This window comes from Streptomyces rubradiris, assembly GCF_016860525.1.
GTDB lineage: Bacteria > Actinomycetota > Actinomycetes > Streptomycetales > Streptomycetaceae > Streptomyces > Streptomyces rubradiris.
This window is the reverse complement of sequence record NZ_BNEA01000007.1, coordinates 502,701-516,276: the sequence shown is the minus strand read 5'-3', so window position 1 is coordinate 516,276 and position 13,576 is coordinate 502,701. Positions and strand designations below refer to the sequence as shown.

General features: G+C 73.8%; 12 protein-coding genes. 5 read left to right on the top strand and 7 right to left on the bottom strand.

The window, feature by feature from the left end; all coding sequences use genetic code 11:
- Positions 1-9: 9 nt before the first annotated feature.
- Genes Srubr_RS11600 through Srubr_RS11580 form a run of 5 tightly spaced genes read right to left on the bottom strand, consistent with a single transcriptional unit; the run spans position 10 to position 5,488 of the window.
- On the bottom strand, positions 10-1,269 hold the full coding sequence (locus Srubr_RS11600) for an MFS transporter (RefSeq protein WP_189991343.1): 1,260 nt from the start codon (positions 1,267-1,269) through the stop codon (positions 10-12).
- Entirely contained in the window at positions 1,266-2,324 is a 1,059-nt protein-coding gene (locus Srubr_RS11595; protein WP_189991342.1) for an enolase C-terminal domain-like protein, read from the bottom strand. The genes Srubr_RS11600 and Srubr_RS11595 overlap by 4 nt, the downstream gene beginning before the upstream one ends.
- On the bottom strand, positions 2,245-3,405 hold the full coding sequence (locus Srubr_RS11590; RefSeq protein ID WP_308439889.1) for a PLP-dependent cysteine synthase family protein: 1,161 nt from the start codon (positions 3,403-3,405) through the stop codon (positions 2,245-2,247). The genes Srubr_RS11595 and Srubr_RS11590 overlap by 80 nt, the downstream gene beginning before the upstream one ends.
- Entirely contained in the window at positions 3,402-4,235 is an 834-nt protein-coding gene (locus Srubr_RS11585; protein ID WP_189991340.1) for a Rossmann-like domain-containing protein, read from the bottom strand. The genes Srubr_RS11590 and Srubr_RS11585 overlap by 4 nt, the downstream gene beginning before the upstream one ends.
- On the bottom strand, positions 4,232-5,488 hold the full coding sequence (locus Srubr_RS11580) for an ATP-grasp domain-containing protein (protein ID WP_189991338.1): 1,257 nt from the start codon (positions 5,486-5,488) through the stop codon (positions 4,232-4,234). The genes Srubr_RS11585 and Srubr_RS11580 overlap by 4 nt, the downstream gene beginning before the upstream one ends.
- A gap of 325 nt (positions 5,489-5,813) precedes the next feature.
- Here Srubr_RS11580 and Srubr_RS11575 point away from each other — a divergent pair, with 325 nt between their 5' ends.
- The 3 genes from Srubr_RS11575 to rpmF all read left to right on the top strand — a co-directional run bounded on the left by Srubr_RS11575 (position 5,814) and on the right by rpmF (position 7,957).
- On the top strand, positions 5,814-7,145 hold the full coding sequence (locus Srubr_RS11575) for an alpha/beta hydrolase (RefSeq protein WP_229926513.1): 1,332 nt from the start codon (positions 5,814-5,816) through the stop codon (positions 7,143-7,145).
- A gap of 26 nt (positions 7,146-7,171) precedes the next feature.
- Positions 7,172-7,723 carry a GNAT family N-acetyltransferase gene (locus tag Srubr_RS11570; protein WP_189991334.1) on the top strand — a complete coding sequence of 184 codons (552 nt, stop codon included), beginning with the start codon at positions 7,172-7,174 and terminating at the stop codon, positions 7,721-7,723.
- Positions 7,724-7,786: 63 nt separating this feature from the next.
- Complete coding sequence (gene rpmF, locus Srubr_RS11565) at positions 7,787-7,957, top strand: 50S ribosomal protein L32 (protein ID WP_189991332.1); 171 nt, start codon at positions 7,787-7,789, stop codon at positions 7,955-7,957.
- Positions 7,958-8,083: 126 nt separating this feature from the next.
- Here rpmF and Srubr_RS11560 read toward each other — a convergent pair whose 3' ends face one another.
- Positions 8,084-10,393 carry a beta-L-arabinofuranosidase domain-containing protein gene (locus tag Srubr_RS11560; protein ID WP_189991330.1) on the bottom strand — a complete coding sequence of 770 codons (2,310 nt, stop codon included), beginning with the start codon at positions 10,391-10,393 and terminating at the stop codon, positions 8,084-8,086.
- 765 nt (positions 10,394-11,158) lie between these two features.
- Between Srubr_RS11560 and Srubr_RS11555 the strand changes: the two genes are divergently transcribed.
- Both Srubr_RS11555 and Srubr_RS11550 read left to right on the top strand, forming a co-directional pair.
- Complete coding sequence (locus tag Srubr_RS11555; RefSeq protein WP_189991328.1) at positions 11,159-11,929, top strand: class I SAM-dependent methyltransferase; 771 nt, start codon at positions 11,159-11,161, stop codon at positions 11,927-11,929.
- A 220-nt stretch (positions 11,930-12,149) separates the two neighbouring features.
- The gene (locus Srubr_RS11550; RefSeq protein WP_189991326.1) at positions 12,150-12,884 is read left to right on the top strand and encodes a dienelactone hydrolase family protein; all 735 of its coding nucleotides are present in this window, start codon (positions 12,150-12,152) and stop codon (positions 12,882-12,884) included.
- A gap of 87 nt (positions 12,885-12,971) precedes the next feature.
- On the opposite strand, the gene Srubr_RS11545 is transcribed toward Srubr_RS11550, so the two are convergent.
- On the bottom strand, positions 12,972-13,553 hold the full coding sequence (locus tag Srubr_RS11545; RefSeq protein ID WP_189991324.1) for a hypothetical protein: 582 nt from the start codon (positions 13,551-13,553) through the stop codon (positions 12,972-12,974).
- Between the last annotated feature and the right edge of the window lie 23 nt (positions 13,554-13,576).

The window sequence follows — 13,576 nt, the reverse complement described above, 5'->3', positions numbered from 1 at the left end:
GGTGTCTCCTCACGCGGGCGCCGGTACGGGCGCGGCGACGGCGGGCAGGACGCGGCGGCGGTGCAGCAAGGCGACGCCGGCGGCGGAGGCGAGCCCGAAGGCCAGGCAGCACGCCCAGGGCAGCCAGGGCGCGCCCGCCGGTCCGGCGGTGTCCATGGCCCAGCCGACGACGGTGTTGCCGACGGCGGCGGCGACGCCCGACACCACGTAGAACAGGCCGAAGTAGGTGCCGGTCAGCTCGGCGCGGCCGAAGCCGGGGATCAGCTCCATCACGAACGGCTGGGCCGTCATCACGCCCAGGTAGAGCAGCAGGGCGCCGGCCAGCACGGGCAGGGCGCGCAGCACCGCGTCCGTGGGGCCGCCGGGAGCCGTCGCGTACCCCGTCACCGCCATCGGCGGTACGAAGGACAGCGCCATCAGCGCGAGCCCGGCGCCGATCCAGCGCGCCCTGGGGCCCCGCGCCTTGAGCGCGCGCGTGATCCGCAGCTGGAGCCCGAGGTTGGCGAGGGTGCCGGTGAGGAACACCAGGCCCGCCGCCCCGTCCCAGCCGGTCGCCTTCCGCGCGCCGTCGGGGAGCAGCAGGTAGAGCTGGTTCTCCATGGTGAACATGCCGACCATCGCCAGGGCGAACAGCAGGAAACGGCGGTTGCCGGCCACCTCCCGCCAGTCCCCGAGGAGGCTGCCGCGGGCCGGCGCGACCTCGTGGGCCGGCAGGACGAGTGCCTGCGCCACGGTGAGGACGGCGAAGATTCCCGCCGCGGTGAGCGCGGAGACCCGGAAGTCGGCCAGCAGCAGCGCGCTGCCCAGCAGCGGCCCGATCAGCGCGCCGGCGGTCGCGAACACGTTGAACAGGGCGAACGCCTCCGCCTTGTGGTCACCTGCTGCCAGCGCGAGATAGGCGCGCACCGCCGGGTTGAACAGCGCCCCGGCCAGTCCGCTGAGCACCGAGGCGGCGAGCAGCACGGGGAGCCCGTCGCCGAGCGCGAAGAGCCCGAAGCCGACGGTACGCAGCGCGCACCCGGCGATGATGACCCCCCGCGCGCCCAGCCGGTCCGCGGCCGAGCCGCCGATGAGGAACAGGCCCTGCTGGCTGAGGTTGCGCACGCCGAGGACGATGCCGACGACCGCCGCCGACATCCCCAGGTCCTCGCCCAGGTGGACGGCGAGGTAGGGGACGAGCAGGTAGAAGCCGGTGTTGACGCCGAGCTGGTTGACCAGCAGCAGCCGGATCGCGAGCGGGAAGCGGCGTATCTCGTGCCACGTCCTCATGCCGCCGCCCCCTCGGTGTGCCGGGTGCGGGGCCGCACGCCCAGGCCGGGTTCCCGGCTCGCCCGTACGGTGCCGTCGTGGCCGCCGATGCCGGTCCAGGGGTCGTCGGCGAGAAGCAGGTGCCCGTCGAGGTCGGCCCAGCGGGCGCGGTCGGCGAGGTGCACGGCCGGGGCGATGCCGAGGGTGCTGGCGGTCAGGCAGCCGAGCATCAGCTCGGTGCCGCTGCCCTCGATCAGCTCGGCGATCCGCAGCGCCGCGTGCACGCCGCCGCACTTGGCGAGCTTGACGTTGATGCCCTGCACCCGCCCCGCCAGCCGGCGGGCGTCCGCGACGCCGACCGCGTCCTCGTCGGCGATGACCGGCAGCGGCGACCGCTCGGCGAGCCGGGCGAGCGCCTCCGGGTCGCCCGGCCGCAGGGGCTGCTCCACGGCTTCGACGCCCAGCTCCGCGAAGAGCGGCAGCAGACGTTCGGCGGTGTCCGCGTCCCAGGCCCCGTTGGGGTCCAGCAGCAGCCGGGCGGGCACAGCGGCGGCGCGGACGGCCCGTACGCGCTCCACGTCCTCGGCGGGGTCCGGGGCGCCGGCCTTGATCTTGAGGACGGAGAAGCCCTCCCGGACGAGGCGGGCGGCCTGTGCTGCGGCCCGGCCGGCCGGGATCAGGCCGATGGTGCGGGCGGTCCGGGCGGCGGGTGCCGCCGGGGCCCCGAGGAGTTCGTGCACCGGGGCCCCGGCGCGCTTGCCCACGAGGTCGAGCAGCGCGGACTCGACGGCCGCCACCACGGCGGGCGGAGCGCCGGGACGCTCGCCGTCGCGCAGGGCCTCCAGGGCGCTCTCGGGTGTGGCGAAGCGGGCGAGCCACCGCGTCTCCGCGTGCAGCAGCCGGGTCAGGGCCTCGGTGTCGAGGCCGTAGTAGACGCTGGTGACGGCCTCACCGTGGCCGAGCTGTCCTTCGTGCTCGACGGTCAGCCAGACGGCCTCACGGGCCGTCATCGTGGAGCGTGAGATGCGCAGCGGCTCGGTGAGACGCAGGTGTGCGGTGCGCTGACTGGCCTTCACAGGGGTTCTCTTCCGTAGGGGTGTCGAGTGGATCGCGGACGGTCCGGCACCGTGCCCAGCCGGTCGCCTCCACGGCCCCGGGGTGCGGGATCTCGACGGGGCGGGTGGCGGCGCGGGCCGGGTCGAGCCCGTGGGCGGCGGCGAAGTCGTCGTCGTACACGCTGCCGAGGTAGCGGTGCGGCCCGTCGGGGAAGACGGTGGCGACCACCGCCCCGGGGTGGACCCGGGCGGCCCAGGCGGCGACGAGGGCCACGGCTCCGGTGCTCCAGCCCCCGCTGACGAAGTTGCCGGCGGCCAGCCGCCGGCAGGCGTCCGCGGCCTCGGCCGGGCCGACCCAGTGCACCTCGTCGAAGGCGTCGTAGGCGACATTGCGCGGGTGGATGCTGCTGCCCAGGCCCCGCATGAGCCGGGGCCTGGCCGGCTGGCCGAAGATGGTGGAGCCGGTGGCGTCCACGCCGATCAGCCGCAGTCCCGGCCAGTGCCGGCGCAGCGGGCCGACGGTGCCGGCGCTGTGCCCGCCGGTTCCGACGCTGCACACGAGGACGTCCAGGTGGTCGAGCTGGGTGGCCAGCTCGGCCGCCAGCGACGCGTAACCGGCGCTGTTGTCGGGGTTGTTGTACTGGTCGGGCCAGTACGCGTCGGGCAGCAGCGCCAGCAGTTCGCGCAGCCGGGCGAGCCGGGCGGCCTGCCAGCCGCCCTCGGTGGCCGGGCGGTCCACCAGCTCCAGCCGGACGCCGTAGGAGCGCAGCAACTGGCGCATGGACGGCTCCAGTTCGATGTCGCCGACCAGCACGACGGGATGCCCGAGGGCCTGTCCGGCGAAGGCCAGGCCGACGCCGAGCGTTCCCGAGGTGGACTCCACCACCGGTGCGCCCGGCCGGAGTTCGCCGCGCTCCCGGGCGCCGAGCAGCATGGAGACGGCCGCGCGGGCCTTCATGCCGCCGACGCCGAGCGCTTCCAGCTTCGCCCAGAAGCCGGGGTGCGGACACGGCAGGTCGACGGTGATGCGGGCGAGCGGCGTACCGCCGAGCAGGCCGAGCAGTTCGCGGTTGCCCGCCGGGCGCAGGACGGCCGTGGTCACAGGGCGGCTCCGTAGCGGTGGATGGTTCCGGGGCCGCCGTCCAGCCAGAAGAAGGGGTAGGGCTCGGCGCACACCGCGCTGACCCCGGCGCCGATGAGGCACGGCAGGACGGCGCTGCCGGTCTGGGCGAACATCACCAGCTCCTTGCCGTGCCGCAGGGCGTGCTCCCGCAGTGGCTCGAAGCTGCCGTTGCCGAGCGTCATGCCGGAGGCGAGGATCGCGTCACAGCGCTCCAGCTCCGCCGCCGCGTCGGTCCGCACCGGCTCGCCCCACTCGGTCGTGCCGCCCTTGAGGTCGCACGGGACGTACGCCAGCCCGCGCCGCCGCAGCGCCTCCAGCAGCGAGTTGACGACGCCGACCACGAGCACCGTGCTCCCGGGCGGGGCGTCGAGCAGCTCCACGACCGCGCGGGCCCGGGCCCGTGACTTGTGCAGCGACGTGCCCGCCGGCAACGGGAAGGGCCGTGCGCCGCCTGCGGGGCGGTGCGGCCGGACGTGCATCAGGTACGCGTCGAGGGCGGCCACGCGCACCGGCAGCAGCTCGTGCCGGAGGAGCCGGGCGACATCGGCGCCGACGCAGTCCTCGACGGCCCCGTCCGGCAGCGCGCCGGGCTCGACCGCGCACGAGCCGACGGCTTCGGCCAGGCGCAGACTCAGCACCTCGTTGCGGTACCCGCCGCCGCGCCCGTCGTGGCGTACCGCCTGCCGGGTGGTGAACGCCACGGTGATGCGCTGGGTACCCGGGTCCGGTCCGAGGCGGCCGTCGAGAACGCGCCGGACGAGGTCGTCGTACGAGGAGGCCGTGGTCCGTATGCCGGTGGGGGCGGTCATCGGGCCACCACCCGGGGCCGCAGCCCGGCGAGCAGGGTCTCGACGCGGTCGCGTGCGCCGAGCCCGCCGGTGTCTCCGGCCATGATGTGGCCGAGGTACTCGTTGTTGCTGGCCGCCGCCCGCACCGCGGTGCCGGGCTCGGGGAGCCGGACCTCCAGCACACCGGCCGCGTCGCGCACTTCGCCGACGCCGTCGACCGCCTCCAGCACACCGTCGCCGTCCGGCACGAGGAAGGCGATGGCGGCGCTGGTGAGGCCGGTGTCCGCGGGCCGCAGGTCCGGTGCGCGGCCGAGGGCCACCGCGACACAGGCGGCGGCGAGGTCGATGCCGGTCACGTGGCGTATCAGCTCGGTGATGCGGTTGCCGGCGGGGCGCGGGTTCACCTCCACCAGGCGTGGCCCGCCGGGTGTCAGCTTGATCTCGGTGTGTGCCACGCCCGAGTCGAGTCCGAGGGCCTTCAGCGCGTGCAGCGCCGTCCGCTCGGCCGCCTCGGTGTCGGCGGGCGGGAGCGCGGCGGGGAACATGTGCCCGGTCTCGATGAAGGCGGGTGCGCCTCCGACGCTCTTGTCGGTGACGCCCACGACGTGCGCGGTACCGCCGTGGGCGACGGTCTCGACGCTCACCTCGGGCCCTTCGAGGAGCTCCTCCAGGAGGACGGCGGGGGAGCGGCGCTGTCCCCGGGCGTTGACGGGGAAGCCGGCCAGCGCGCGGTAGGCGTGTGCCAGGGCGGGTTCGTCGTCCACGCGCCGTACGAACATCCCGGCGCACAGGTCCACCGGCTTGAGCACCAGCGGGTAGCCGAGGTCCCGGGCCGCGGCGGCGGTCTCGGCCCAGTCGCCGCAGACCGCGAAGCGGGGGCCGGGCACACCGGCCTCGGCCAGGATCCGGCGGGTGGCGTCCTTGCGGCACGCGTTCTCCACCGCCTCGGGGGCGGGGCCGGGCAGCCCGAGCCGTCCGGCGATCCGCGCGGCGGTCGGGAGGTAGTAGTCGCAGGAGGTGAGCACGCCGTCGAAGCGCAGGCTGTCGTGGGCCCGTTGGACGAAGGGCAGCAGCGTCTCGTCGTCGTTGGTGTCGGCGGTCAGCACATGGCGGGCGGCGAGCAGGGGGTGTGCGGTGCCCTCGGGCGCGGAGCGCAGGTAGTGGTGCAGGTCGCGGGTGAGGAAGGTGAACTCGTGCCCCTCCTCGCGGATCGCCCGTGGCAGGAGTCTGCTCATCGATCCGACCCAGCTCTCGACCATCAGCAGATGAGCCACGGCTTCCCCTTTTCACGGTGTGGACGAAGGTCTGCTGTCGCGCCGACGGCGTGTCGCGCATGCGTCGGCTTGACCGAGGGGGACCTTATCGATATTCGTTTTCATTGTCATCTGATGTCACGTCGGTTCTCTGAATGCGAGACTCGTGCTCCCTGCCGTACGCCCTCTGAGCGCTCTGTGCGCCCTCGTCACCACCGCCACCGCCCCGGCCCCGGCGGCCCCTGACACCACAACTTCCGCACCACCTACCGCCGTTGCCGCTCCCGCCCCGCTGCGGTTCGGTGCCTGCCCCCGGTCCGTACCGTCCCCGCCGCCGCCCGACCGCGTGGAATGCGGTTGGCTGGAGGTCCCGCTCGACCGGGAGAACCCGCACGGCCGGCGGATACGCATAGCCGTCTCCCGGGTGCCCGCCTCCGGCACGCCCGGTGAGCGGCGCGGCGTCCTCCTCGTGAACCCCGGCGGGCCCGGCGGCCCGGGGCTGTCGTACGCCGTCACCAAGCGGGCGAAGCTCCCCGAGAGCGTCCGCCGCGCGTACGACGTCATCGGCTTCGATCCGCGCGGCACCGGACGGAGCGCGCCGGCCGACTGCGGCGCGATGGGCGGCCTCTTCGACAGCCCGGCCCCCGATCCCGTCCCCGTCGGCCGTGCGGCGGAGACGGCGTACCTCGGCTCCTTGCGGCGCATGGCCGACGACTGCGCCGCCGGTGCGGGCGACGCCCTGCCCCATCTGTCGACCGCCGAGACCGCCCGCGACATGGACGCCCTCCGCTCGGCCCTCGGCGAGGAACGGATCGGCTTCCTCGGCGTCTCGTACGGCAGCTACCTCGGCGCCGCCTACGCCGCCCTGTTCCCCCGGCGGGTCGGCCGCATGGTGCTCGACAGCGTGGTGGGCCCATGGAGCTGGTACGACTTCGACCTGCGCCAGAGCCGGGCCCTCCTGCGCCAGCGCGAGGTGTTCTTCGCCTGGGCCGCCCGGCACCGGAGCCGCTTCGGCCTCGGCGGTCGCGCCGACGAGGTGCGCCAGGCCTACGCACGCGCACGCGACGGGCTCGCGGCCCATCCCGTGGACGGCTTCGGCCCCGCCGAGTTCGACCGCGCCGTCTACCGCGCCCTCGGCCGCACCGAACGCTGGACCGGCCTCGCGGACGGCATCCGCGCGTACCTGCGTGACGGCGGCACCGGCGGGCTCCGCCCCGAGGCGCCGTTCGACGGCGCCGCCTCCCGTACGTACGAGTCCGCCAACCGCATCGTGAAGTGTGCCGACGGGCCCGGTCCCGCACCCGCCCGGGTCCTGGCCGACCTGCGGCGCGTACGACGGACCGATCCGCTGCCCGTGCTCACCGGGATGGAAGCCTCCGCCTGCGCCTTCTGGCACCACCGGCCCGGACGGCGCCCCGGCCTCGGCGGCCCGGACGTCCCGCCCGTGCTGCTGGTGGCGTCCGAGGGCGACCCCGTCACCCCGGTGGAGGGGGCCCGGCGACTGGCGCACCGGTTCCCCGGCTCACGCCTCGTCACCCTGTACGACGACTACTCCCACGGGGTCTTCGCCAGCCGGGGCAACCCCTGCGTGGACGGGACGGTCGCCGCGTACCTGGTCGACGGGAGCGTGCCGGCGGCACACGTGCGCTGCGCCGGGCCCGGCCTGCCGACCCCCTGACACCCCCCGCACCCCAGGAGACCGCGATGAGCCACCCCCCGCACCCGCCGTACACCGTCCGCCCCGCCACGAAGGCCGACGTGGAAGGCGCGCGGCGACTGATGCTGGACACCTTCTACCGGGACTTCGGCTACGGCTACGTCCCCGAATGGCACCGCGATGTCATCGACATCGAGGCCACGTATCTGGACCACCCCCGCCACCTCCTGCTCGTCGCCCGCCACGGCGACGAGGTGGTGGCCACGACCGGCGTGCGGTCGGCGGGGCCGGCGCATCCGCCGCACCCCCGCCGGCTCGCCGAACGCTACCCGTCGGGCACCACCGCCCAGCTCGTCCGCGTCTACGTGAGCCCCCGGCACCGCCGTCACGGACTGGCGCGGACGCTGGTGCGGCGGGCGTGCGACTTCGTCGCCGGAACCCCCGGCTACGACAGCATCTACCTCCACACCAACGTCGACGTGGAGGGCGCGGAGGCCTTCTGGCGCGGCATCGGGAAGGAGGTGTTCGACGCGCGCACCACGGGGGAGCACGGTCCGGGCGTGGGCACCGTGCACTTCGAGATTCCCCTGCACCGCTAGAGTGCAAACGGAAATCATTTTCACGTAGGGTGGGTCGAGTCCCGTTTCCGACCTGGAGTTCCCATGGCTGTCCCGAAGCGCAAGATGTCCCGCAGCAACACGCGTCACCGTCGTGCCCAGTGGAAGGCGGACGCACCCCGGCTGGTGCCGGTCATCGTCGACGGCGTGTCGCACCTGGTACCGCGGCGGCTGGCCAGGGCCTACGAGCGCGGCCTGCTGCCGGTCAGGGGATGAGCGGCAGCGGGGTGCCAGGGGCGCGACCCGGATTCGGCGCCGCCTTCATGGGCGCGCCGGCCCTGCCGATCGGCGCGCCCCTCCAAGTGCCCCGCTCCCTGGCCCCCGGCGGTCGTCCGCTGCCCGTCACCGTACGACGCGCCACCGGTTGTCGGCCGTGCCGTCGTCCGGGGCCTGCACCGCGAAGGCGCCCATCGCGGTGGAGTTGTTCTCGATGCCGAGCAGTTTCCCGCTGTGCGCGTTGCGGATCTTGAAGGTGCCGTCGCCCTGGTCGATCAGGAACCACCGGTGGTCGGCGGTGCCGTTGTCCGACCACTGCAGCACGGCGGCTCCGTCGGCCGTGGACATGTCCCGTACGCCGAGCACCTTGCCGCTGTGCACGTTGCGGAAGCGGACGGCGTCACCGTCGGGGACCAGCTCCCAGTCGTGGTCGGCGGTGCCCGAGTCGCTCCATTGCAGGGCACGGCCGCCGTCGGCGGTGGACATGTCCTGGATGCCCAGCACCAGACCGCCGGCCGCGTTGGCGAGCCGGACGGACGCCACACCCCCGGTCTTCCAGTAGACGGTGTAGTTGTGGCCGTGCGCGTCGTGGAACGGACCCAGGGCCACGGGGGAGCCGTTCGCCGTGGCGGTGAAGGCGAGCGCGGTGGAACTGGTCCGCCTGACCGAGGAGACGTCCAGGGCGGGGAGGGCGCCGAGCGCGGTGTCGCCGTAGTCGCCGGCCAGGACGACCGGTCCGTAAGTGACCGCGGCGACACCGGGGTTGTCGTTGGCCGGGCGTACCACGGTGCGCATGGGCAGGCGGACGGTCACGGTGTCGCCGGAGGCCCAGGCGCGGGTCAGGGCCGCGTAACCGCCCGGGGCCGTGGAGATGTTCTGCGTGACGCCGTTGACGCTGACGGTGGCCCCGGTGGTCCAGCCGGGGATGCGGACGCGCATCGTCCAGGTCCCGCCGGCGTCACCGGTGACACGCAGGGTCGTGGTGTCGCTCGCCGGGTACGACGTGGTCTGGGTGACGGTGATGCCGCGCTGCGTCCAGGTGAGCACCGAGGGCACGAACAGGTTCACGGTCAGGGTGGTGCCGGCGTGGAAGTACACGGAGTCCATCAGCCGGGTGTGCATCTCCAGGCCCGTGCCCTGGCAGCACCAGAAGGTGGTGTAGTCGGTGCTCCAGGTGCCGCCGCCCCAGGCCGGCCCCACGCCCCGCCGGCCGCCGGGGTTGAGCGGGGTGAAGTAGGTGACGTGGCCGTGCGGGTCGGCCGGGTTCTGCTGGCCGATCATCTGGTTCAGCCACGCCTGCTCGTAGAAGTCGAACAACTCGGCCCGGTCCGGCGTCAGCGCGAACAACTCCCGGGTCAGGGTCAGCATGTTGACGGTGTTGCAGCTCTCGCAGGTGTCCTGCCGCAGGTAGGCGGCGATGGCGTCCGGGGCCCGGAAGTGCTCCGCCTGGCTGTTGCCGCCGATGGCGTAGGTGTGGGCGTGGACGCAGAAGTCCCAGGCGTTGGTGGCGATGTCCCGGTACCGGGTGGTGCCCGTGGCCTTGTACGCGCGGACGGCCCCGATCCACTTGGGCACCTGGGTGTTGGCGTGCAGCCCGGCCAGCCGGTCCTCGCCGGCCGCCAGCGGGTCGAACACGGCGGCGTGGTCGAACCGCCGGGCGACGGTCAGCCATCGCGCGTCGCCGGTCTGCTGGTACAGGTCGGTCAGGACGGCGTTCATGCCGCCGAACTCCGTGCCCAGCATGGCCTGGAGCTGCGCGGTGGTCAGCCGGCCGGTGCGCCGGTCGACCCAGCCCGCCAGGGCCAGCAGCACGTCACGGGCCTGTGTGCTGCCGATGTACCGCCACACGTCCAGCAGACCGGTCAGCGTCTTGTGGACGGTGTAGTACGGCACGTTCCCGTTGGACAGCGTGCGCGCCTCCAGGGCGGTGAAATCGGACTCGGGATAGCCGGAGAGGTACCCCGCGCCGAACCCCGCGGCGCCGTTGTTGGCCTGGCACTTGGCCAGTTCCGCGACCATGTACAGGGCCTTGTCCCGGCAGACGCCGTCCCCGGTCACCGCGTACGACTGCGCCCACGCGGTGAGGAAATGCCCCTGGACATGGCTGCGGAAGGGGAAGCCGGGGGCCTCCCAGCCCCCGGTGGCGGCCGCGCCGTTGGTGGACAGACGGTGGTTGGCGCGGAAGTTGTACAGCAGCCGGTCGACGTCGACGAACCGCAGATAGCTCTGGGTCCGGTTCTGGTTGTCCAGCCATCGGCTCGCGGTCAGCCTGACCTGGCCGAGCTCGAAGGGGAAGGCCTGGGCGCCGATGTCGGGCCGGGCGGGGGGTACGGCCGCGTGGGCGGCGGAGCCGCCGAGAGCGGGGCCCACGGCGGACGCCGCGGCGCTGGCCCCGGCGAGCTGGAGGAGACGTCGTCTGCTGACGGAGGAGGACATGGACACACCCTTTCGGTGTTCGGAATCTCGAACTCCGTTCGCCAAATCGTCGAGAACATAGTTGGGCGCCCAACTGGCCGTCAATGACATCGACGCCCGCAATCGGCAGCAGCGACCGGGCGGTTGCGAGCCAGGGACTCGCCGAGCCGGCTTCCGAACCCCCGTGACCGCCATGTCCCACGCCCCCACCACGAGCCCGGAGCGCCGATGCCGCCCACCACGCCCGCCCTGCCCGCCGGTGGTCGCCGGGGCACCACAAGCCCGGCAGGTCGCGCTGCCGGCGATACGACGCGAAGGCGCGTACAGGAAGGGTGTGTTCGAACGGTACGGTCGTCGGCGGCCCGGCGGAACCGCCGGGCAGGACCTCTGACGCACGGACCACGTCTGCCCGCGGAACTCGCCCGATCCCCGGCACGTCCCCCATCAGGGGCGCACTCGCAGACGACCGCGAGCCGCGAACCGGAGCGTCCTGCGCGTTGCGGAACGACGGTCTGGACGGTGGCCTGGAGTGGGACGGCGGCCGCGCCGTCCCGCCCACCGGCATCCGCGCCGAGGGCACCGCCGACACGGCGCGTCGAGGCGTCCGTCCCGCGAAGGGGCGTACGCCGCGCCGCTCCGGTCCGCTCCGGTGCGCCCCGTCCACCGCGCACCAGAAGGCGTGTTCCCCGCCGGACGGACACCGCTGTCGTGCCACTGTGGCGTCGCCGGAGGGCACCGGTGGTGTGCCGGGCAGGGCATGCCGCCGCGGTGGAGGGAGCGTGGGAAGTGGAGCTGCGGAAGACCGCGCGGGCGTGCAACGCGGGGACGGACGACGAGGCCTATCTGGAAGCCCTCGACATGTTCCTCTCCGGGACGGACGAGAAGGCCACCACCCACGCGTACCTGCGCCGGGTGGTGGACCGGCTGCCCGCCCGGCGGACGCTCCTGGACATCGGCGCCGCCCAGGGCACGACGACGCGGTATCTCGCCCCGTACTTCGAGCGCGTCGTGTGCGTCGAGCCGAGCGAGCCCATGCGGCGCGCGCTGGCGCGGGCGTGCCCGCAGGCGGAGGTGGTGGCCGAACCGGTCGGCGAGGCCCGGGTGGACGCGCGGGCCGATCTGGCCCTGCTGTCCCACGTGCTGTACTACATCCCCCGTACGCAGTGGGCGGTGACGACGGCACGCGTCATGGAGTGGGTGGCGCCGGGCGGCGTTCTGCTCGTGCTGCTGCAGAATCCCGACAACGCCTGCATGCGCATGGTGCGCCACTTCACCGGCCGCCATTTCGACGTGCGGGAACTCGTCGGCGAACTGGCCGCCCTGGCACCCGGCTTGGTCGGCCGCACCGGGCTGGACGTCGTACCCGCCCGCTACCACGGCCGCAGCCTGGAGGAGACCCTCACGGTCGCCGACTTCCTCCTCAGCGTCCCCGACGCCCCTTCCCCGACCCGCGAGGCGGTCGAGGCTTATGTACGGCGGCACTTCGACAACGAGGACGGCACGTACACCTTCCGCCACGACCAGCACGTCCTGAGCATCGAACGCCCGGCACCCTGAGCAGGCGGCGGCCACTTGAGTCTGTTCGGTGGGCTACGATGCCGGGATGAATACCGGGACGGCATCGCGCCACGCACGGATCGGTGACCCGGTGCTCTCCTGAGCGCCGTGCGGGCCGGTGTGGGCCCACCGTCCGGTCAAAGGTCTCGCGCCGCCGCGCGTGCTCCGCCTCCGTCGTGTTGATCGCAGGTTCGACAGATCGACCACGACAGGAGAGTTCATGCCCACCAAGACGCTGCTGATCCCCACCGGCGACGGTCAGGCCGACGCCTTCGCCGCCTTCCCCGACCACGGGGAGCGGCACCCGGGGGTGCTGATGTACCCGGACGGCTTCGGCATCCGGCCCGCACTGCGGGAACTGGCCCGTGAACTGGCCGGGCACGGGTACTACGTGCTTGTCCCCAACATCTTCTACCGGCACGGCCCGGCACCGGTGACCGAACTTCCCGAGCACATCACAGAGGAGGCCCGGCCCCAGGTCTTCGCCCGGCTGATGCCTCTGATCGAGGCGCACACCACCGAACGCGCCCTGCGCGATGCCGACTCCTACCTGGAATTCCTCACCACCCGGCCGGAGACCGGCACCGGGCCGGTCGCGGTGACCGGTTACTGCATAGGCGGCCTCCTGGCGGTGCGCACCGCCGCGGCCCACACCGGCCAGGTGGCCGCCGTCGCCGCGTTCCACGGCCCCGTGGGCGCCGACGGCCCCCGCCTCCTGTCCAGCCTCACCGCACAGGTCCACTTCGGTCACGCCGAAGGAGACATGACGCCCGAGGCCCTCGGCGAGCTCAACCAGGCCCTGGACGCCGCGGGGGTCGGCTACACCTCCGAGATCTACCCCGGCACCGTCCACGGCTTCACCATGTCCGACACCGACTCCTTCAGTCCCGCCGGACTGCGCCGCCACTGGGACCGCCTGCTTCCCCTGCTGGACCGCGCACTGGTCCGCCGCTGAGGCTCCGGCACCGAGTCCGGTGCACCGGCTGCGGCCTGTGGGGCACCAAGGCCGCAGCCGGGCCCCTTCGGGTACCGTCGCGCCGGCTCAGGGGGCCTTCTTCGCGTTCCCGCCGCCGCTGCCGCCCGACTGCGCCCCGCCACCGGGCTGCGCGCCGCCGCCGGTGGCCTGGCCGCTGCTCTGGCCGGCGGCGGCGGACAGGTTCTGCAGGGACTCGAGGGCCTTGGTGAGCGAGGCGAGGGTCTCCTGGAGCTGGGCGACCTGGCCGGGCAGGCCGGACAGCGCCGTGGCGAGATCCACGGCACCTCCCGCCGCACCGGCCGCGCCGGAGGCCCCGGCCAGGAGACCGCTCAGCCCGGCGAGCGGCGCCCCCGCCGCCCCGCCCGGCGTGCCCAGCCGACTCGCCAGGCCGGTCACGTCGGACACCGGCTCGCCCCTGAGCAGCCGGGCCGCCTCTTCCTCGCCCAGACTCTGCAACGCGGCCAGCTTGCCCAGCAGTTGGAGCGACTCGGCGGGCAGATTGGCCACCGCCTGCAGGCGCAGCTGCCGGGTGAGCAGGTCGGCCCCGGAGGACGCGGACGCGGCCGAGGGGCGGTCGAGGATGTCGTCGAAGGCCTTCTTCGCGTCGTCGGCGAGGTCACCGATCAGGGTGCGGAAGGTGTCCGTCATCAGGTTCTCCTTGTACGGTGCGA